At 61.4% G+C, this 19,705-nt stretch carries 20 protein-coding genes, 1 tRNA gene and 2 pseudogenes; 13 read left to right on the forward strand and 10 right to left on the reverse strand.

Annotated elements, in window-relative coordinates; translation table 11 throughout:
- Positions 1–3: 3 nt before the first annotated feature.
- The 3 genes from ihfA (at position 4) to AVCA_RS09385 (ending at position 801) form a co-directional block, all read left to right on the forward strand.
- Entirely contained in the window at positions 4–306 is a 303-nt protein-coding gene (ihfA, locus tag AVCA_RS09375) for an integration host factor subunit alpha (protein ID WP_011913482.1), read from the forward strand.
- Positions 287–643: a MerR family transcriptional regulator gene (locus AVCA_RS09380; RefSeq protein WP_041807128.1), complete on the forward strand. Its 357-nt coding sequence runs from the start codon at positions 287–289 to the stop codon at positions 641–643. Before ihfA ends, AVCA_RS09380 begins: the two co-directional genes overlap by 20 nt.
- 81 nt (positions 644–724) lie before the next feature.
- Positions 725–801 (forward strand) — tRNA-Pro (locus AVCA_RS09385).
- Positions 802–872: 71 nt separating this feature from the next.
- On the opposite strand, the gene AVCA_RS09390 is transcribed toward AVCA_RS09385, so the two are convergent.
- Positions 873–2,072, reverse strand: coding sequence for a tyrosine-type recombinase/integrase (locus AVCA_RS09390; protein ID WP_012700662.1), 1,200 nt, complete (start codon positions 2,070–2,072; stop codon positions 873–875).
- A gap of 35 nt (positions 2,073–2,107) precedes the next feature.
- On the opposite strand from AVCA_RS09390, the gene AVCA_RS27125 reads away from it, so the two are divergent.
- The 4 genes and pseudogenes from AVCA_RS27125 to AVCA_RS09410 form a co-directional block, all read left to right on the forward strand.
- Positions 2,108–2,350 carry a hypothetical protein gene (locus AVCA_RS27125; protein WP_041807130.1) on the forward strand — a complete coding sequence of 81 codons (243 nt, stop codon included), beginning with the start codon at positions 2,108–2,110 and terminating at the stop codon, positions 2,348–2,350.
- 165 nt (positions 2,351–2,515) lie between these two features.
- Positions 2,516–3,811: a hypothetical protein gene (locus AVCA_RS09400; protein WP_236616368.1), complete on the forward strand. Its 1,296-nt coding sequence runs from the start codon at positions 2,516–2,518 to the stop codon at positions 3,809–3,811.
- Positions 3,812–3,924: 113 nt separating this feature from the next.
- Positions 3,925–4,176, forward strand: coding sequence for a helix-turn-helix transcriptional regulator (locus AVCA_RS09405; RefSeq protein WP_175556064.1), 252 nt, complete (start codon positions 3,925–3,927; stop codon positions 4,174–4,176).
- Positions 4,176–4,469, forward strand: a pseudogene (locus tag AVCA_RS09410) (HipA N-terminal domain-containing protein); the annotation flags it as partial. The gene AVCA_RS09405 and the pseudogene AVCA_RS09410, both read left to right, overlap by 1 nt.
- Positions 4,470–4,498: 29 nt before the next feature.
- On the opposite strand, the gene AVCA_RS09415 reads toward AVCA_RS09410, so the two are convergent.
- The 3 genes and pseudogenes from AVCA_RS09415 to AVCA_RS27245 all read right to left on the reverse strand — a co-directional run bounded on the left by AVCA_RS09415 (position 4,499) and on the right by AVCA_RS27245 (position 6,507).
- A protein-coding gene (locus AVCA_RS09415; protein ID WP_085930845.1) for an IS3-like element ISAzvi9 family transposase occupies positions 4,499–5,655 on the reverse strand; the annotation gives its coding sequence in 2 pieces (ribosomal slippage) (positions 4,499–5,397 and positions 5,397–5,655; 1,158 coding nt in all).
- A gap of 240 nt (positions 5,656–5,895) precedes the next feature.
- A pseudogene (locus AVCA_RS26745) lies at positions 5,896–6,205 on the reverse strand (site-specific integrase); the annotation flags it as partial.
- A gap of 89 nt (positions 6,206–6,294) precedes the next feature.
- On the reverse strand, positions 6,295–6,507 hold the full coding sequence (locus AVCA_RS27245; protein WP_072432982.1) for a recombinase family protein: 213 nt from the start codon (positions 6,505–6,507) through the stop codon (positions 6,295–6,297).
- Between the two features lie 500 nt (positions 6,508–7,007).
- Between AVCA_RS27245 and AVCA_RS09425 the strand changes: the two genes are divergently transcribed.
- A complete protein-coding gene (locus AVCA_RS09425) occupies positions 7,008–7,712 on the forward strand; it encodes an MlaA family lipoprotein (protein ID WP_041807131.1) in 705 nt (234 codons plus the stop codon).
- Positions 7,713–7,876: 164 nt separating this feature from the next.
- Here AVCA_RS09425 and dxs read toward each other — a convergent pair whose 3' ends face one another.
- From dxs to idi, 6 genes are all read right to left on the reverse strand, one after another.
- Positions 7,877–9,778 carry a 1-deoxy-D-xylulose-5-phosphate synthase gene (dxs, locus tag AVCA_RS09430; protein ID WP_012700669.1) on the reverse strand — a complete coding sequence of 634 codons (1,902 nt, stop codon included), beginning with the start codon at positions 9,776–9,778 and terminating at the stop codon, positions 7,877–7,879.
- A gap of 107 nt (positions 9,779–9,885) precedes the next feature.
- A complete protein-coding gene (ispA, locus tag AVCA_RS09435; protein WP_012699458.1) occupies positions 9,886–10,773 on the reverse strand; it encodes a (2E,6E)-farnesyl diphosphate synthase in 888 nt (295 codons plus the stop codon).
- Complete coding sequence (locus AVCA_RS09440) at positions 10,770–11,012, reverse strand: exodeoxyribonuclease VII small subunit (RefSeq protein WP_012700670.1); 243 nt, start codon at positions 11,010–11,012, stop codon at positions 10,770–10,772. Before AVCA_RS09440 ends, ispA begins: the two co-directional genes overlap by 4 nt.
- A gap of 74 nt (positions 11,013–11,086) precedes the next feature.
- Positions 11,087–12,193 carry a glycosyltransferase gene (locus AVCA_RS09445; RefSeq protein ID WP_012700671.1) on the reverse strand — a complete coding sequence of 369 codons (1,107 nt, stop codon included), beginning with the start codon at positions 12,191–12,193 and terminating at the stop codon, positions 11,087–11,089.
- 5 nt (positions 12,194–12,198) lie between these two features.
- On the reverse strand, positions 12,199–13,332 hold the full coding sequence (gene hpnH, locus AVCA_RS09450; RefSeq protein ID WP_012700672.1) for an adenosyl-hopene transferase HpnH: 1,134 nt from the start codon (positions 13,330–13,332) through the stop codon (positions 12,199–12,201).
- A gap of 106 nt (positions 13,333–13,438) precedes the next feature.
- Positions 13,439–14,080 carry an isopentenyl-diphosphate Delta-isomerase gene (idi, locus tag AVCA_RS09455; RefSeq protein WP_012700673.1) on the reverse strand — a complete coding sequence of 214 codons (642 nt, stop codon included), beginning with the start codon at positions 14,078–14,080 and terminating at the stop codon, positions 13,439–13,441.
- 131 nt (positions 14,081–14,211) lie between these two features.
- On the opposite strand from idi, the gene hpnI reads away from it, so the two are divergent.
- The 5 genes from hpnI to AVCA_RS09480 all read left to right on the forward strand — a co-directional run bounded on the left by hpnI (position 14,212) and on the right by AVCA_RS09480 (position 19,704).
- Positions 14,212–15,372, forward strand: a complete 1,161-nt coding sequence (gene hpnI / locus AVCA_RS09460; protein WP_012700674.1) for a bacteriohopanetetrol glucosamine biosynthesis glycosyltransferase HpnI — start codon at positions 14,212–14,214, stop codon at positions 15,370–15,372.
- Positions 15,369–16,877 (forward strand): hopanoid biosynthesis associated radical SAM protein HpnJ, encoded by a 1,509-nt coding sequence (gene hpnJ, locus AVCA_RS09465; protein WP_231876429.1) that lies wholly within the window; start codon positions 15,369–15,371, stop codon positions 16,875–16,877. Before hpnI ends, hpnJ begins: the two co-directional genes overlap by 4 nt.
- 89 nt (positions 16,878–16,966) lie before the next feature.
- Positions 16,967–17,764, forward strand: a complete 798-nt coding sequence (gene hpnK, locus AVCA_RS09470) for a hopanoid biosynthesis-associated protein HpnK (protein WP_197471128.1) — start codon at positions 16,967–16,969, stop codon at positions 17,762–17,764.
- The gene (locus AVCA_RS09475) at positions 17,761–18,762 is read left to right on the forward strand and encodes a flippase-like domain-containing protein (protein WP_012700677.1); all 1,002 of its coding nucleotides are present in this window, start codon (positions 17,761–17,763) and stop codon (positions 18,760–18,762) included. The genes hpnK and AVCA_RS09475 overlap by 4 nt, the downstream gene beginning before the upstream one ends.
- 48 nt (positions 18,763–18,810) lie before the next feature.
- A complete protein-coding gene (locus AVCA_RS09480) occupies positions 18,811–19,704 on the forward strand; it encodes a hypothetical protein (protein ID WP_012700678.1) in 894 nt (297 codons plus the stop codon).
- The last annotated feature ends 1 nt before the right edge of the window (position 19,705 follow it).

The raw sequence follows: 19,705 nt of genomic DNA on the forward strand, positions 1-19,705 counted from the left end.
TGTATGGGGGCTCTGACGAAAGCTGAGATGGCAGAACGTCTCTACGAGGAGCTTGGCCTGAACAAGCGGGAAGCCAAGGAATTGGTGGAGCTGTTCTTCGAGGAAATCCGCCAGGCACTGGAGCACAACGAACAGGTCAAATTGTCCGGCTTTGGCAATTTCGACTTGCGCGACAAGCGCCAGCGGCCCGGTCGCAACCCCAAAACGGGGGAGGAAATCCCGATTACGGCACGGCGTGTCGTCACCTTTCGTCCAGGGCAGAAGCTGAAAGCCAGGGTTGAAGCCTATGCTGGAACCAAGCCATAACGACGAGTTACCTCCCATCCCAGGGAAGCGTTACTTCACCATTGGCGAGGTTAGCGAGCTTTGCGCGGTCAAGCCGCATGTATTGCGGTACTGGGAACAGGAATTCCCTCAGATCAATCCGGTCAAGCGCCGAGGCAATCGTCGCTATTATCAACGCCAGGATGTCTTGATGATCCGGCATATCCGAGCCCTGCTGTACGAGCAGGGCTTCACCATCGGTGGGGCGCGCCTGCGTCTTTCCGGCGACGAGGCCAGGGAAGAGACGACTCAATACCGGCAATTGATCCGTCAGACGATTGCCGAGTTGGAGGATGTCCTTCAGGTCTTGCGCAAGTAGTCGTAGTCGCAAAAAAAACTTCCACTTTTCAGAAGCTTAATATATAGTTCGACCCGCTCCAGCGAGCTGGAGCAGAAGAGTCGGGGCGTAGCGCAGCCTGGTAGCGCACTTGCATGGGGTGCAAGGGGTCGAGTGTTCGAATCACTCCGTCCCGACCATATACCTCAACGACTTAGGCCAGTTCGGTAACGACTGGCCTTTTTCGTTTCAGGGACTTTTGCGGGACTTTTCATCCTGCCTTTCTCCTCAGTATCGTCAGCGCCGGCCCTCGTGAGTCCGTCGCCGATATCTTGTTGGCCTCATCGATCAGTTTTCCCAGCTCCGCCGCTGAGTAGTGACTGGTGATGCTGCCGTTCTTGTGGCCTAGCAGGGCCCGCCTGTCTTCCTCGGTTACACCGGCTGCCCGGAGCCTTCTTCCGAAGGTGTGCTTCAGGTCGTGCACGCGGATCGAGGCGAATCCCTTCGGCGCCGGTCTCAGGAAGCGTTCCTGGTACTTCTTCGCCGCCCTGACCCGCGCCTTCTTCCAGGCGGAATCGTTCATCCGATGAACCGGTGTCGCCTTGCCGTTCCTGTCGGGCATCCCGTACGGGAATACCCAGGTCGGATCCAGGCCACGCTGCCCCTCGATGACCGACTTGGCCACAGTGTTCAGCACGACCAGCCGTTCCTCTCCGTTCTTCACGCCCGATCCCTTGTCCCTGCCTCCAAAATCCGAAGGAATCAGGAACACGCTGGTGTCGAGTTCCGGTACCGGTATCTCCCAGTCCCACCTCAGCTTGACCACTTCCTGCTCCCGAGAACCGCAGTTGACCTTGTAGAGCGCCATGCGGCGCAGGTGGTCCGGCAGTTCCGAGAACAGCAGCGACTGTTCTTCCCACGAAAGCGGGTAGGGCGTCCGCCTCGATCGCTTCTCGTCCAGCTTGCTGATCATCGGCACCGTGTCCAGCCAGGGCCGTTTCTCTTCATCGCGCCATTTCCGGGCGCACAGGTTGAGAACGCGGATGACCTTCTCCAGGGCGATGTTCACCGTCCTTGGGGTTACACCAGGCTTCACCTTGCCGGTCGATGTCCTGCCCGGCTTCAGCTTGTCCCTGATGTATGGAGCAAGCGACTCGTCATCGACGTGTGTGATCGGAAGGTCGCCGATGTAGGGATCCAGCTGCTCCAGGTAGGTGGCGGCCAAGCCGATCGACGGCATGTCCTTGTACTCCACCAGGTAGCGGGTAGCGGCTTCCCGCCAGCTCCTGATCCGGCGGATACCGTAGACCTTCTCCTCTCGCAGCTTCTCGAGCCGGTGTATCAGGTACTGTTCTGCTTCCTCCCGGTTGCCTGTTCCAGTGCTTTCTTGAAGTCGCTGACCTCTGACGACCTTGTCGACATGCCAGATTCCATTTCTCTCGTAGAGGCCAGTGATGGTTTTTCGCGCCATGGTTTTTCTCCTTGGCGCTCGCTGCAGGATCGATCTTGTCCCCGGGCACCGCTCTTTTCAATAACCGCTCGTTCGATGTAGTCGTCTACCCAGGCATCCAGCTCCTCGCGGTCAAAGCCGATGCCTTGCCGGCCTATGTGGAATTCGCGGACATGCGGGCGCACGATCCTGGTGAATTCCTCCCTGCACATCCCGAGGTAGGCGGGCGCCGCCCCGGCACGGATAACGCGCGGTGGATAGGTGAACCGGTTGGGAAGGGGTTGCTTGCTGGCGTCTGACATGGCATCTGCCTCCTGGCATGACGGTGTCATGCTCGGCGGAGGCCTGAGGAGGGGCAACCCGCCATGGCGGGTTGCTGCGTGCTCAGGCAAAGCAGCAGCCCTGAGTGACCAGGCGACGCGGGCGTTGACGGCACTGGGGCTTGGGCGACAGGAGGATGGTGGGTGAATTCAGTTTCGTCGGATGCTGCGGATCGCGGTGATCCGCCTGGGCAGGTGTCCCGGGAGGCGCTCTACGATGAGGTGTGGCGTCACCCGATGCTCAGGGTGGCCGAGCGCTATGGGGTGTCGTCGAGCTTCATGGCGAGGGTTTGCACCTCCATGAACGTCCCGCGTCCGCCGCGCGGTCATTGGACCAAGCTCGAGCATGGCAAGCCAAGCCCCCAGATACCGCTGCCCGCCGCACGTCCGGGAGACCATTTGATATGGCGGAGGGGCGATGCTCCCGGGCCTGCGAGATATCCGCTTCCCAAGCCGCCCGAGCGCCAGGTTGGCCGTCCGCGGCCTCGTATTTCGCGCTCGGCACGCCATCCCCTGGTCAGGGGGGTACGTGATCTCTTTACCAAGGGAAAGGTGATCGAGAGTGGCTACCTGAAGCCCTCCCAGCGACGCCTGGTGGACGTGGTGGTATCGGAGCCAATGCTCGACGATGCGCTGGATGCGGCCAATGCCCTTTTCCTCAGGTTGGAAGCTGCTGGTTACCGGGTCATGCTGGCGCCGAGCGATCGTACCTATTCGCGTACCTCTGTTGAGGAAAGGGAGAGACCCGGGAAGACGGCCAACCATCGTTATCCGAGCCTGTGGCATCCCTCCAAGGCGACTGTCGTCTTCGTGGGCTCCGTCGCCATCGGCCTGACGCTTTTCGAGATGACCGAGGAGCTGGAAGCGCGGTACGTCGACGGGGAATACATCCCTCTTGGCAAGCTGCCAGCTGCCGAGCGACGCCGCCCGATTCCCAGTTGGAGTTGGACCTCGCACAAGCATTTCGCCACCGGGCGGCTGTGCCTCCAGGCATTCAGTCCCTATCCGGTAGCTGATTGGGTGCACCGCTGGCCAGAGGCCAAGGCGCGAGACCTTCGTGGGCAATTGGACGAAATAGTCGACTACCTGACGAAGGCGGCTACCACCATTGCCGGTTTGGTCGAGGAGGGCGAGCGCCAGGCTGAGATCCGAAGGCAGGAATGGGAGGAAGAGCGGCGCCGACTGGAGGAGCGCTGGGAGCGTGAGCGACAGGAAAAGGCCAGGGCCGAAGCCCGGCAAGAGTTGCTTGAGGCTATCCGTGCCTGGGATGACGTCCGGCGGATACAGGCGTTTTTCCGTGAGGCCGAGGACGAAGCCTTGTCGCGAACGAGCGAGGAGAGGGAGGTGTTGCTGGGGCGCTTGGCCATTGCCAGGGAGCTTGTTGGGGAGATGGATACGCTTGGCATGTTGATGAAATGGCGAGGGCCAGAAGAGCGGTGAGGCAGAAGTGCAACCCGGCTATGGCTCTCGAGCGTGAGTGGCCTAATCCGCTTTGATTTTTCCAAGGGTTAGGTATACGTTACATTAAATATGACTTGTAACGTATACGGAACATGGACTATTCCCTTATCACGATGCGTCTTGGCGAGCAGGTCCGGCAGCGCCGCCTGAATCGCGGGCTGACCCAGGCCAAGCTGGCTGCCTTGGCAGGCATCACCCGGCAAAAGGTCATCGCTATCGAGAGAGGCGACTTGTCCGTGGGCATGACGGCCTATGCGCGAGTGCTGGGAGCCCTGGACTGTGAGTTCGCGCTGGTGCCTGCGGCCATGCCCACGTTGGACGAGATCCAGGGAGTGTTCGACTGATGACGGCCGTACTGCAGGTGGCAACGCCAGAGGGCGAGAGCGGGAGGATCCTCAGCTCCGCCGGGGACTACTTGTTCCGCTACCACGAAGAGGCCAAGGCGCAGGCGGCGATCAGTTTGCTGATGCCCGTGCGCCTGGATGAATACCGCCACCGGGAGCTGCACCCGATCTTCCAGATGAACCTGCCGGAAGGCTATGTCCTGGAACAGTTGCGCAACCGCCTGGCCAAGGTGGTGAATGTCGATCCCATGCTGCTGCTGGCCCTGTCCGGCAGCAGTTCCCCTATCGGGCGTGATCTTGCCCAGCCCTCGTGGACACAGGTTTAAGCACGCATCCGGGCCTCGAAGGCTTCCGGACTGATGTATCCCAGTGTGCTGTGACGACGCTGGCGGTTGTAGTCGGTTTCGATGTATTCGAACACGGTTTGACGCATCTGGGCATGCGTACCGAAGCGTTCCCCATGGATGCACTCGACCTTCAGACTGTGAAAGAAGCTTTCGGCACAGGCGTTGTCGTAGCAATTGCCCTTCGCGCTCATGCTGCCGCGCAGCCGATGGGCACGAAGCAGTTCCCGATAGGCCGCCGAACAGTACTGGCTGCCTCGATCCGTATGCACGATCACGCCTTGAGGCTGCTTGCGCCGCCACAGGGCCATGCGCAGGGCATCGCAGGCCAGCTCGGCCGTCATGCGCTCGTTCATGGCCCAGCCGATCACCCTGCGCGAGTACAGGTCGATGATCACGGCCAGATACAACCAGCCTTCTTCCGTACGCAGGTAAGTCATGTCGCCCACCCACTTCCGGTTGGGCGCCGCTGCCGTGAAGTCCTGCCGGAGCAGGTTGTCCGCCACCGGTAGTGAGTGCCTGGAATTCGTGGTGGCCTTGAACTTCCTGGCAGCCCTGGCCCGCAGTCCCTGGCGTCGCATCGAAGCAGCCACGGTCTTGCGATTGCAGGGCAGGCCCGACGCCTTCAGGTCGAGGCATAACCGCGGAGCCCCGCTGCGCCCCTTCCGCTCGTGGTAGGCCTGAGCTACCAGGCGGTCCAGTTGGGTCTGTTGCTGGCGGCGCTTCGAGAGCGTGCGCGAACACCAGGCGTAGTAGCCGCTGCGGGCAATGCCCAGCACACGGCACATGACCTTCAGTGGAAACTGCCGAGTATGGGCTTGCATGAAGGCGTACTTCACTTGAGGCTCCTGGCAAAGTACGCGGCGGCTTTTTTTACGATGGCCAACTCCTCGGACTGTTCGGCCAACAGCCGTTTGAGGCGGGCGTTTTCGTCGGCCAACAACTGCTCGCGCTCGCTGCTGGTCTGGGCCTGCTGTTTCCTGCTCCGCCAGCCATAGAGCTGAGAGGGGGGCAGCCCAAGCTGTTCGGCCGCTTTGCTGACGCCAATCCGTTCGGCCAAGGCCAGCGCTTCGTCCTTGTAGGCTTGGGAGTGGCGGATACGGGTTGGTTTCATCGGGCTTGCTTGCCTTGCCATGGATCACCTCGTTGCAGTGTATCGCTTAACGGGGTGTCCACTGAGGCGGGGCAAGATCAGCGTTCCCGTAGCGTCCATAGGCATCCATGGAAAGCCACTAAATAAGCGCATTTTGTGCAAGGGGTAGGATTTTAGATTCACTCTGTATCGACTAAAAATATAACGGGCTCAGCTGATTACGGCTCTTGTCCCGTTTTCATTTATGCCTTGCGCAAAAACTGGCGCAAAATGCGCGCAAAGCTATCTTGAGATTTCAGCGATATCTGGCACAGCATTCGACCAGGCGATGTCGGCGTGATTCTGTTGATAGCTCTTCGTCATCTCCTTGCTGGTGTGGCCGGCTATTCTCTGCCCGTTCTTCCCGGCCTTCTTGTAAGGGATGAAGGGATAGGGCGCGGATCTCATGGGGCCCTGGCTGTTTCTCCTCCTTCCAGCTTGAATAGCATCCCGCCTTATCCCTGGCATCCTTGAACAGCCTGGTCAAGTAGCGTTCCTCGATCTTCGTCCAGTGTTCTTTCTGATCAGCTTACTTCTGGCGCTTCCGGTCTGGTGTGCTCCGGTTCCTCATGCTGGAATTTCCAGTTTCGAACGGCTCAGGATTTTGGGCCAGCCTCACCGAAGATCAGGAACAGAAGCTTCCTATACGGCATTTATCCCTCCGGTTGACGTCCGGAAGGCGATGCCCTTCTTGTGTAAGCAGCCACGATGTCGAGCAGAGGGGAAGGGCCGGCCGAGCCGGTCGAGCCTCCACACCACCAGGACATCGCCTGCCTTCACATAGTCGAGGCACTGCTGTAGGCTTGGCTGGTCATCGCGTACCGGGGGCTTTGTTCTCGAACAGATGGCGGGCATTGATACCTGCAGCGATCAGCGTATCTCCCTATAGAACCGTGAATTGCCGATTGGAATCCAAAGAGACGCGCATGCACGGAAACCCTCAGCTTGATGTTTCCGTACAGTACACCGTTGCGACGGTGTTTTTCGTGCATGAACTGGCACTGTTTTGGTTGATCGCACCCTGCCGGGAAAACCTGTTTTCCGATGACACCTCCACTCACTGCCCTCAGTCACTGCCAGCAAAGGGCCAAAAGGAGCTGAATAAGGCTATTTCCAGCGAAGAAATCCGTGGCTGCGGAACAACCCATGGGAACACCCAAGATTATTTTACTACTATACGGCCGCACATTAGCGATGTAATAGTACCATGTGCATGCTCCGAAGGCAGGGGCGAGCCCTAATGTTTTGCCTATAAGAACAGCCACTTTATCAGCGATTCTGCTGCTTGTCCCTGGGGACTAGCAAAATAAAGTCCCGGTTTTGCTGGGAGTACTTACTAAAGAGAGGTACCTGCAATGCGTGTGATTGCCGTCGACCAAGCTAAACGATTGGGCCGCTCACTGGCTTGTGCCGGATTGGTCCTGCTGCCCATAATGACGGCGATTGCCGAAGATCAGGACCCGTGGGAGACGTTCAACCGGGCGATATTTCGTTTCAACGATACCTTGGATACTTATTTCATGAAGCCGGTTGCCAAAGGGTACCAGGCTATTGCTCCGCAGTTCGTTGAAGATGGGGTGCATAATGCCTATCGCAACATTGGCGAGGTCGGTAACTTGGCCAACGATCTGCTGCAGGTAAAATTCCACGATGCAGGTGTCGATAGCAGCAGGTTGTTGCTCAATACCACCATTGGCGTATTGGGATTTGTCGATGTGGCGACCAGGATGGGGCTTAATCGCAACGACGAGGATTTTGGTCAAACCCTCGGTGCCTGGGGCGTATCTAGCGGGCCCTATGTGGTCTTGCCTTTCTTTGGGCCGAGCACCGTGCGTGATACGGGTGGGTTAATTGGGGATGCTTTTACGAAGCCCTATATTTACATGAATAATACGACTGCTAAAAATGCCTTGTTTGCTGGCGAGGTTGTAGATACCCGAGCATCTCTGTTGTCGGCCGAGAAACTCATTACCGGCGATAGATACATATTCATCCGCAATGCCTATATGCAAAGCCGCGAGTTCAAGGCGCAGGATGGCAAGGTGGAGGATGATTTCTGATTTTTTTCGTTCTGTCGATGTGTTGGCATGATCGCGGCGGAGCGATGGCAAAGGTCAGTACTTCCTTGAAGTGACTGACCTTTCTCTGATGGTGCATATCGATTCGTCGATATCGAACGGGCACTCGATGTATGACGCCCCTTTGATACCAAAGGGAAACACTATCAGCTCAGCATATTCAGCCGTTCGCACACCGCCGCCTCGATGCCAGCGGCGTCCAGGCCGCATTCGGCGAGCATTTCCGCGGGCCGGGCGTGTTCCACGTAATAGTCCGGCAGGCCCAGGTGGAGGAGCGGCCTGAGGAGGCCGGCCTCGGCGAGGTATTCCGCCACCGCGCTGCCGGCGCCGCCCATGATGCTGTTCTCCTCGACGGTCACCAGCAGCTCGTGGCCGGCGGCCAGTTCGCGTACCAGTTCCTCGTCCAGCGGCTTGACGAAGCGCATGTCGGCCACCGTGGCGTCCAGCTTCCCGGCCACCCGCAGCGCCTCGGCCACCTGCACGCCGAACACCAGCAGGGCGACCCGCGGGCCGTCGCTCTTCCCGCTCCGGCGGCGCAGCACGCCCTTGCCGATCGGCAAGGGCTCCAGGCCCGGCTCGAGGGCCGCGTTCGGTCCGCTGCCGCGCGGGTAGCGCACCGCCGCCGGGCCTTCGAACAGGTAGCCGGTGGTGAGCAGCCGGCGCAGCTCGTTCTCGTCGCTGGGGGTCATCACCAGCATGCCGGGGATGCAGCGCAGGTAGGAGAGGTCGAAGCTGCCGGCGTGGGTCGGGCCGTCCTCGCCGACCAGGCCGGCGCGGTCGATGGCGAACAGCACGTCGAGGTTCTGCACCGCGACGTCGTGGATCAACTGGTCGTAGGCGCGCTGCAGGAAGGTCGAGTAGATCGCCACCACCGGCTTGAGGCCGTCGCAGGCCATGCCGGCGGCGAGGGTCACGGCGTGCTGCTCGGCGATGGCCACGTCGAAGTAGCGCTCCGGGAAGCGCTGGCTGAAGGCGACCAGGTCGGAGCCCTCCTTCATCGCCGGGGTGATGCCGGCCAGGCGCGGATCGGCGGCGGCCATGTCGCACAGCCAGCGGCCGAAGACGCTGGAGTATCGGGGAGGGCCGGGCTGGCGCGGGGCGCTGCCCTCGGGCTCCAGCTTGGTGATCGCGTGGTAGCCGATGGGATCGGCCTCGGCCGGGGCGAAGCCCTTGCCCTTCTTGGTCACCACGTGGAGGAGCTGCGGCCCCTTGAGGTCGCGCATGTTGCGCAGGGTGGCGAGCAGGGTCGGCAGGTCGTGGCCGTCGATCGGGCCGATGTAGTTCCAGCCGAGCTCCTCGAACAGGGTGCCGGGCACCAGCATGCCCTTGGCGTATTCCTCGGTGCGCCGGGCGATCTCCCAGGCGCCGGGCAGGCGCGAGAGGATGTTCTTGCTGCCCTCGCGCATGCTCGCGTAGGTGCGGCTGGAGAGGATCTTGGCCAGGTAGTTGGACAGCCCGCCGACGTTCTTGGAGATCGACATGTCGTTGTCGTTGAGCACCACCAGCATGTCGGCCTGCACGTCCGAGGCGTGGTTGAGCGCCTCGAAGGCCATCCCGGCGGTCAGCGCGCCGTCGCCGATCACGGCGATGCAGCGGCGCCGCTCGCCCTTCAGCCGCGCGGCGATGGCCATGCCCAGCGCGGCGCCGATGGAGGTGCTGGAGTGGCCGACGCCGAAGGTGTCGTAGGGGCTTTCCGAGCGGCGCGGGAAGGCGGCGATGCCGTCCTTCTGGCGCAACGTGAGCATGCGTTCGCGGCGGCCGGTGAGAATCTTGTGCGGGTAGGCCTGGTGGCCGACGTCCCACACCAGGCGGTCCCCGGGGGTGTCGAAGACGTAGTGCAGGGCGATGGTCAGCTCGATCACGCCGAGCCCGGCGCCGAAGTGCCCGCCGGTCTGCCCGACGGTGTAGAGCAGTTCCTGGCGCAGTTCGTCGGCCAGTACTTCGAGTTCCGCCTCGCCGAGCTGGCGCAGCCGGTCCGGCGTCGCGGCGCGGTCCAGCAGGGGGGTGGCGGGGCGCTCGCGGGGAATCTCGTGGAACGTCTTGGGCATCGGAGGAGTGTTACGGCAGGAAAAAGAGGCGGTATTTTACCCGATCGCGGCGACGTCTAGACATTCGTCGGCCTGCTTCGCATGCGTCGATGGTCGCAGGCGGCGCCTCAGTGGCGCCGCTCGACGATGTAGCGGGCGAGCGCGCGCAGGGGATCGGCCCCGGCATCGAAGCCCTCGAGGGCGCCCAGGGCCTGGTCGCGCAGGGCCAGGGCATAGGCCTTGGCGGCCTCGAGGCCGAGCAGCGCGGGGTAGGTGGGCTTGTCGTTGGCCTGGTCCTTGCCCTGGGTCTTGCCGAGGGTGGCGGTGTCGCTTTCCACGTCGAGGATGTCGTCCTGGACCTGGAAGGCCAGGCCGATGGCCCGCGCGTAGACGGCCAGCGCGGCGAGGTCGGTCTCGTCGGCGCGGCCGCTGGCCAGGGCGCCGAGGCGCACGCTGGCTTCGATCAGTGCGCCGGTCTTGTGCCGGTGCATGGTTTCCAGGGCGTCGCGGTCGAGCCGGCGGCCGACCGCCTCGAGGTCGATGGCCTGGCCGCCGACCATGCCGGCCGGGCCGGCGGCCCGGGCCAGGGTGCGCGACATCTCCAGGCGCAACCCGGCATCCCGGGGATTGCGCCGGGGATCGGTGAGCACCTCGAAGGCCAGCGCCTGCAGGCCGTCGCCGGCGAGGATCGCGCAGGCCTCGTCGAAGGCCCGGTGGGTGGTCGGCTGGCCGCGGCGCAGGTCGTCGTCGTCCATCGCCGGCAGGTCGTCGTGAACCAGCGAGTAGGCATGGATCAGCTCCACCGCGCAGGCGGCGCCCTCGGCCCGCTCCGGCGTGCCGCCGAGGGCCTCGCAGGCGGCGTAGACCAGCAGCGGGCGGACCCGCTTGCCGCCGTTGACGACGCTGTAGCGCATCGCCTGGTAGAGCCGCTGCAGTTCGGCGCGCGGGGGCTGCAGGAGGGCTTCCAGGGCGGCGTCGACGCGGGCTTGGCACTGCTTCTGGTAGGCCGCGATCATGGCTGGGCGTCCGCGTCGAAGGGGGCCGTTTCGAGTGTGCCGCCATGCGCCAGGAGGATCTGCACCTTCTGTTCGGCCCGGCCCAGCGCGGCCTGGCAGTCGCGGGTCAGGCGGATGCCCTGCTCGAAGCAGGCCAGGGAGTCTTCCAGCGACAGCTCGCCGGCCTCCAGGCGCTCGACCAGTTGGTGCAGTTCGGCGAGGGATTGCTCGAAATCGACGGCAGCTTTCTTGCGGGCCATGGACGGGAACCTGTGTCGGCGGCATGTGAAAATCGCCGCGACACTAGCAGAGCCGGGGCGGGGCGGCAAATTCATCAATGGCTGTAGACTCGTCCTTTCCAACGTGAGCGTACGCCGCGCCAATAACGGATGGCCGAGCTCCATGTCATGCCAAGGTAAAACGCTGCGCTGATGGGCAGTAACAAGGCCCAGAGCGGGGACATGCGGTAATAGCGCAAGATCGGCAGGTAGCTCAGCGTCATGGCTGCCCAGGCGGCCAGCGCCCATGGTCGGGCGAGCGACAGGCCCAGCAGAGCGAACGGCCCGCCATAGGCGACGATGAAGATCACCGTCACGGCCAGCAGCAACCATGCGGAATAGCCGAGTTGAGTGAAGGCCGAGCGCGCCACCATGTCGTGGATGGATGCCAGGGTGCCGTAAGGGCGCAGGCTCACCACGCCGCGGCTCAGGCCCAGCCAGATGCGGTAACCGGCCTGCTTGACCTGCCTCGCCAAGGTACAGTCATCGATCAGGGCGTTGCGCAGGCTGGCGAAGGCACCTATATGCCGCAGGACTTCAGTATCCACCAGCACACAACCGCCCGCTGCCGCGGCGACATGTCTGCTACGCGAATTGGACAGGGCAAACGGATACAGCAGCTTGAAGTAATAGACGAACGTTGGCAGCAGCAGGCGATCCCAAAAGCTGGTACGGCGCAAGTCCGCCATCAACGAGACGAAGTGTAGGCCTTCGCGCCGCTTGAGCTCCAGCAATGCCGGCAGCAGGCCGGGGCGAAGCTGGATGTCGGCATCGAGCAAAAGCGTCATTGCCGTGTGCACCTGCGACTTTCCCTGTTCCAGCGCCCACAGCTTGCCAGCCCAGCCCTCAGGCAAGGGGCGGCCGCTTACGACGCGGGTATGGGGGTAGGCGGCGGCGATACTCGCCGTGGCGTCACTGGATTGATCGTCCACGACCACCACCTGCAAGCCGTTTCCCTGCTTCTGCAGGGTGGCCAGGATGGTGCCGATCGTTTCGGCTTCGTTGCGTGCCGGAATCAGTACGGTAATCCCGCTGAGATCGGCTGCCGGCATGGGCGACGAGTCGACCTCGAGCCGTTCGCGGGTGCTCCATGGCCGCCAAGGGGCCAGCAACAATCCCATCCAGATCATGAAGGGGAGGGCGGCGAACAATACGGTGAGCATTCGTGTCAGCCTTCATTCATGTCGGCGCCAGAGGGCTGGATGGCGTGGACCGGGATGCGTGCGGGGGCGGCATCGGCGCGACTGCCGTACCGAACCGGCAGATTCGGGGCCATCACGCTGTCGGTACGAGGCCCGAACATGGCTACCCGCATGGCCGCGAGTGGATGTGCAAAGGTGTCATTGACGGCGCTGCCTTCGAAGCCGCAGTGGGCCATGCAGTTGTCGCATTTGGGATTGATGCCGACGCCGTAGTGTTCCCAGCGGGTGTCTTCCATCAGCGCCTTATAGGTCGGCGCGTATCCCTCATCGACCAGCAGATAGCAGGGTTTCTGCCAGCCGAAAATGCTGTAGGTCGGGTTGGACCACGGGGAGCACTGGTAACTCTGGTTGCCGGCCAGAAAATCGAGAAACATCGATGACTGATTGAATACCCAGCGACTCTTGCGCTCCTTGCCGCGCTTGAACACCTCGCGGAACAGCTCCTTGCTCTCGGTGCGGCCGAGAAATACGTCTTGACGCGGTGCGTGCTGGTAGCTGTAGCCCGGGGAGACGGTGATGCCCTCGATGCCCAGAGTCATGGCGTAGTCGAAGAAGTCGGCGATTTCGGCCGGTGGCTCCCCGTTGAACAGGGTGCAGTTGATGGTCACCCGGTAGCCGCGTGCAAGCGCCAGTTTTATCGCAGCGACAGCCTTGTCGAACACACCCTTCATGCATACCGACTCATCGTGGCGCTTCTGCAAGCCATCCAGATGAATCGACCAGGTGAAGTAGGGCGAGGGTTCGTATTCGTCGATGTGCTTGGGCAGCAGAATGGCATTGGTGCATAGATAGACAAATTTCTTGCGTGCGACGATGCCCCGCACGATCTGCGGCATTTCCTTGTGAATCAGGGGCTCGCCCCCAGGGATGGAAACCACCGGCGCGTCGCATTCGTCCACCGCGCGCAAGGCGTCCTCGACGCTCATGCGCTTGCGCAAGACATCCTTGGGATGGTCGATCTTGCCACAGCCGGCGCAGGCAAGATTACACTGGAACAGGGGCTCCAGCATCATCGCCAACGGATAGCGGTGTTGACCGCTCAGCTTCTTGCCAAGGATATAGCGCGCGATCTTGATCTGTTGAATGAAAGGAATGCCCAATGGGGTCTCCGTGATATCGGACTATCATGCACGAGCGTATGCGCCTGTATCCGACCCTGATCGCTGTCGCATGCGGAACAGGGTGGGCGCATCGAAACGCTTGAGGTCAGAGGGCGAATACTTCGGTGTATTCCCGGCGCAGACGTTCCCATTCGATCTTGAACCAGGGCGTGAACCTTTGTGGGTGCTCCGCCATTTCCGCATCCAACGCTTCCGGAGAAATGTAGCGCAGTGCCGAAACCTCGTTGAGGTTGAGGCTGGGGGCCTCGTCGCTGCGTCCGGCATAGACCGAGCATAACTCGTGCTCGGCGCCTTCGGCATCGAATTGTGCCTGATATTCGAACTTGAACAGAAACTGCAGTTTGCACTGCATGCTCAGTTCCTCATTGAGACGCCGCTCGACAGCTTCGTCCAGCGTCTCGCCACGGCGTGGGTGGCTGCAGCAAGTATTGGACCAGAAGCCGGGCCACAGGCGCTTGCCGGCTGCGCGTTGCTGCAGCAGCAATTCACCTCGACGATTGAACACAAACAATGAAAAGGCCCGATGCAGCAAACCCTGCCCCTGGTGCGCGGATGCCTTGTCGAGAAAGCCAATCTCCCGGTCATGCGCGTCGACCAGTACCAGCGGCTCGTCATTGAAGGAAACTTCGTTTCTCAACTGACGCCATTGGCAAGAGCCCTGTTCTTGATTAATCAAACTAATCTCCTCAACGAATCGAGCTTCGGCATCATAGCGCAGAACCTCCATGACGAAGAATCTTCATGATGTAATACCATCGATGAGTGTTTGCTACGAAGCTGTGCAGGATGACATCGGCAGGCTTTTTGCGCAGACTTAGCTCGCTATCGTTCACTGCGGCCATTATCGTCAGCCTCCCTATGCCGACCTATCATTTTGTCAGCACCCTCCTGTCCTGGCTGGGTACCGGACTGGCAGTCGTCACTGCCGGCTACGCCGTCGTTACCCTGGGCGCCGCGCTCAGAGGGATTCGCGACCGGGCCCCTGCGCTCGGTGCTGCCGATCGTACTCGGCCGGTCAGCATGCTCAAGCCCCTGCATGGCGCGGAGCCGCGGTTGTACGAGAATTTGCGCGACTTCTGTCGGCAGACCCATCCGGACTACCAGTTGATATTCGGCGTACGTGAAGCCGATGATCACGCCATCGCCGTGGTGCACAGACTGTGCGCGGAGTTCCCGCACCTGGACATCGATCTGGTCATCGATCCGCGTGTACACGGCGCCAACCTGAAAGTCAGCAACTTGCTGAACATGCTGCCGCTGGCCCGCCATGACTGGCTGGTGCTGGCCGACAGCGACATCAGCGTGCCGGCGGATTACCTGGTGCGGGTGACGGCGCCGCTGGCAGATCCTGGCGTGGGTATCGTCACCTGTCTTTACTACGGCGTGCCGCAGGAAAGCTTCTGGTCGCGCCTGGGCGCTCTGTTCATCGACGATTGGTTTGCGCCCTCGGTCCGCTTGTCGCATGTTTTCGGCTCCACCCGTTTCGCCTTCGGTTCGACCATCGCGCTGCGCCGCGAGGTATTGCAGGCTATTGGTGGCTTCGAGGTCTTGCGTGATACTCTGGCCGACGATTTCTGGTTGGGGGAACTGACCCGGCGGGCCGGGTTGCGCACCGTGCTGTCGGATCTGCTGGTCGGTACCGAAGTGAGCGAAACCCGCCTGATCGAGCTGTGGACGCATGAGTTGCGCTGGTTGCGCACGATCCGCGCGGTCGCGCCAACTGGTTTTGCGCTGAGCTTCGTCTGTTTCACTTGGCCGGTGTCCCTGCTCGGCCTGGCGCTGAACCCTTCCATGTTGAATGCCTGGCTCGTCGCGGTAGCGGGTGGCGCGCGTGTTGCCCGCTTTTTCTTCGGCCAGAAAATCAGGCGTTCATCTGTGTCCTGGTACGAGGTTCTGCTGACTCCGTTTCGTGACCTGCTGCTGTTGTTGGAGTGGGCCATGGCCCTGACCAGTTGGCGAGTGGAGTGGCGTGGTCGGGTTTTGCATGCGTGCAAGGATGGGCCCATGCGTTATCTTTGACCGCCCGCTGCCTTGGTGTACTGGCGGACAGATCGGCAAATCTCGGCCTTTTATGGCTGTTAGAGCTAAGAGTTTCTATGAAGACGCTTTTTCTGCAGGCTCCATCCTTTGATGGTTTCGATGGCGGTGCCGGTTCGCGTTATCAGGCTAAGCGCGAAATCAAGAGTTTCTGGTATCCGACCTGGTTGGCTCAGCCGGCCGCCCTGGTGCCCGGTTCACGCCTGCTGGACGCTCCGGTGGAGGAGCTTTCGGTGGAGGAGTCGCTGAGGATTGCCGCCGAATACGAGTTGGTGATCATCCATACCAGCACGCCTTCTTTCCCAACCGATGCCAAGTTCGCCGAATTGCTGAAGGCGCGCCGCCCCGAGGTTCTGATCGGTATGGTCGGCGCCAAGGTCGCGGTCGATCCGACCGACTCGCTGAACGCATCGACGGCGATCGACTTCGTGGCGCGCGAGGAATTCGATTACACCTGCAAGGAAATCGCCGAGGGCCATCCGCTCGAGGAGGTCGCCGGCGTTAGCTATAAACTCGCCGATGGCGACGTGCGGCACAACCCGCCGCGGGCGCCGATCGAGAATATGGACGACCTGCCCTTCGTGGCGCCCGTCTACAAGCGCGACCTGAAGATCGACCGCTATTTTATCGGCTATCTCAAGCATCCTTACGTATCCATTTATACCGGTCGTGGCTGCCGCTCCAAGTGCACCTTCTGCCTATGGCCGCAGACCGTCGGCGGTCACCGTTACCGTGTCCGCTCGGCCGCCAGCGTGATCGCCGAGGCGAAGTGGATCAAGGAGAACATGCCCGAAGTGAAGGAGTTGATGTTCGACGACGATACCTTCACCGATACTTCCAACTTGGAGCGTGTACACGAGATCGCCCGCGGCCTGCATGCTCTGGGCTGGACCTGGAGTTGCAACGCCAAGGCCAACGTACCCTACGAATCGCTGAAGATCATGAAGGAAAATGGCCTGCGCCTGCTGCTGGTGGGCTACGAGTCCGGCGACGACCAGATCCTGCACAACATCAAGAAGGGCCTGCGTACCGATATCGCCCGCAAGTTCACTGAAAATTGCCACAAGCTGGGCATTCAGGTGCACGGTACCTTCATCCTCGGCCTGCCGGGGGAGACCAAGGAAACCATCGCCAAGACCATCGAGTTTGCCAAGGAGATAAATCCGCACACGGTGCAGGTATCGCTGGCGGCTCCCTATCCCGGTACCACGTTGTACAGGCAGGCTGTGGAAAGTGGCTGGCTAGAGCCCAATCAGGACGCCAACTTGGTCAATGACAAGGGAGTGCAACTGGCACTGATCAGCTATCCACACCTGTCCAAGGAAGAGATCTATCACGGTGTGGAGACTTTCTACCGGAACTTCTATTTTCGTCCCTCGAAAATCTGGGAGATCGTCAAGGAAATGCTCGGCAGTTGGGAAATGACGAAGCGCCGCCTACGCGAGGGCGTGGAGTTTTTCCGCTTCCTGCATGCTCATGAGGCCTGAGCGCAATGCTTGTCCGGCCACCATCGTGTGCGCAGCGCTCGGCTTTCGACGCTTCTGACTCGGCTGTCGCGCCACGACCTCGCCTGATTGTGACCGCAGACGACTATGGTCTGCACGAGGCAGTCAACGAGGCTGTCGAGCGGGCTTACCGTGAAGGAGTGCTGCGAGCGGCCAGCCTGATGGTGGCGGCGTCCGCCGCGGGCGATGCTGTCGAGCGTGCCCGGCGTATGCCGGGGCTCGCCGTCGGTTTGCATCTGGTTCTGGCCGACGGCAAGGCCGTGCTGCCGCCTTCGCTTATCCCCGACCTGGTGGACGCCCAAGGCTGGTTCAACAGCGCCATGGTGCGCAACGGCTTCCGTTTCTTTTTCCTGCCCAGCGTGCGGCGCCAGTTGGCCGCCGAGATTCGTGCCCAATTCGAAGTTTTCGCTGCGACCGGCTTGACCTTGGATCACGTCAATGCGCACAAGCATTTCCATCTGCACCCGACCATCTTGTCGTTGCTGCTCTCCATCGGCCGAGATTTCGGCCTACGCGCCGTGCGGCTGCCTGCCGAACCGGGAATGGGGCCGTGGCTCCGCCCTTGGTTGAGCCTGATGCGCCGGCGCCTGGATCGGGCCGGGATTACTTATAACGACCATGTTTTCGGCCTCCATCACAGTGGCGGCATGGACGAGGGGGTACTGCTGAAGATGCTGAGTCAATTGCCGGACGGTCTTTCGGAGCTGTACCTGCACCCAGCCGTTCGTGACGGATTGACGGCCAGCATGGCCGACTACCGCCATTCCGACGAGTTGGCTGCTCTGCTGTCGCCACGCGTGCGTGGTGCCATTGTCGGGCGCTACCGGCTGTGCAGTGGCTTCCGTGATCCGGCGGCTGCAGCAACATGACGTACATTGCCGGCTTGCTCGGCCTGGTCGCGGTGATTGCCTTGGTGGTGCACCAGGACGGGGGCGCCATCCTCGCAGCACTCGACCATGCCGGCTGGGGCCTGTTGTGGCTACTTCCCTTCCATGCGTTACCGTTGCTGCTGGATGTGATCGGTTGGCGCGTATTACTGGCACCGCGCGATCCGCAACGGCGTGCCGGCGTACTTGTCCTGTTCTGGATCGGGGCCGTTCGCGAGGCCTGCAACCGTCTGCTGCCGGTGGCCAATATCGGCGGTGAGATCGTCGGTATCCGGATGGCCAAATGGTATGGCATCGATGGTGCAGCGGTCACTGCCAGCATCGTCATCGAGGTGATGCTGACGCTGGTCAATCAGTACCTCTTCACCGCGCTGGGCATCGTGCTGATGATTGCATTGACCCATCACGTCGGCACTCTCGGTTCGCTACTGGGGGCCCTGCTGGCCAGTCTGCCGTTGCCGATCGGCCTGTTCATGCTGTTGCACCATGGACAACTGTTCTCGCGTCTGGAAACCGTAGCCGAAAGGCTTCTGGGGGGGCGCTTGCGACTGACCGAACTGATCAACGGCAAGAATCTCGACCAGGAGATCCGTGCACTCTCCGCCCGCCCGTCGCGGCTCGTCGTTGCTGGGGCCTGGCAGCTTGCCGGTTTCCTGGTGGGCAGCTTCGAGACGTGGCTGGCTCTGGAGATGTTGGGGTATTCGATCAGTGTCTGGGATGCCATCGCTATCGAAGCGGTGACCCAGGCCTTGCGTCACATCATTTTTATCGTGCCGGCCGGACTGGGCGTACAAGAGGGTGGCCTGGTCCTGTTCGGCAGCCTGATCGGGGTGCCGGCCGACGTCAGCATTGCGCTGTCGCTGGTCAAGCGCGTGCGCGAAGTGGGGTTCGGCGTGCCGGCCCTGCTTGCCTGGCAGTGGGCTGAAATGCGTCAGTTACGTGCCAGGGGAAAAGGCAATAGCCTGTCCAAGCACCTGTGACGATGCGCCCGACCGTTAATGCAAGTGATAAATAGGAGAGAAATTCTGATGTCGAGCGATGCCTCAACGGTTGACGCCGATTACGCCATGCGCCACTGGCTGGGCGAAGATCCCGGCCAAATCGAGATTGGTTCCGAGGCGCACAAGCGGCTTTTCTGCCGTATGTTGCTGGACACCCACAACCCTTACAAACCCGCAGTGATCGTATGGCCAAAGCTGGATCCCGAGGCCTTGCAGCGTGTCACTTCGCTGCCGATCTGGGACATCGCCGTCCAGACCGAGGGGCGGGCTCAACTGCGGGTGTCGGCTTATACCGCGTTGGTCAACGATCCGTTGTTGCGTGAAGCGCTGGTCATGGATGGCGGCGAAGAGGCACGCCACAAGGTGGTACTCGGCAAACTGGTCGAGTTCTACGGTATTTCCCTGGCGCCGGAGCCGGCTTACCAGATGCCCAAGGACCCCGAATGGGGCTGGTTGGTCACCGGCTACAGCGAGTGCGTCGACAGTTTCTTCGGCTTCGGTTTATTCGAGGCGGCCAGGAGAACGGGCTACTTTCCGGACGAACTGGTGGAAACCTTCGAGCCGGTGATGCAGGAAGAGACTCGACATATTCTTTTTTTCGCTAACTGGATCGCTTGGTATCGCCGCCAATTGCCTTGGTGGAGACGGCTGGCTTTCGAGCTTAAGGTCGTGCGCGTGTGGACCTTCCTGATCTGGGAGCGCATCGGCATTGCCAGGGGGCTGGATCACAATGGCGAGATGCAGGACGCCAATTTTGCTCTCACCGGTTCCCAGCAGATCGGCCTGGATCTCAAATTGTCCGAACTGCTCGATCTGTGCCTGGCCGAGGATGAGCGCCGTGCGGCAGGCTATGACAAGCGTCTGCTGCGTCCCACCTTCATGCCGCGTATGGCGCGCTTGGTACGGCGGTTCATGCGCTGAT

Origin of the sequence: Azotobacter vinelandii CA (genome assembly GCF_000380335.1) — a bacterium.
In the GTDB taxonomy this organism is placed as follows: domain Bacteria; phylum Pseudomonadota; class Gammaproteobacteria; order Pseudomonadales; family Pseudomonadaceae; genus Azotobacter; species Azotobacter vinelandii.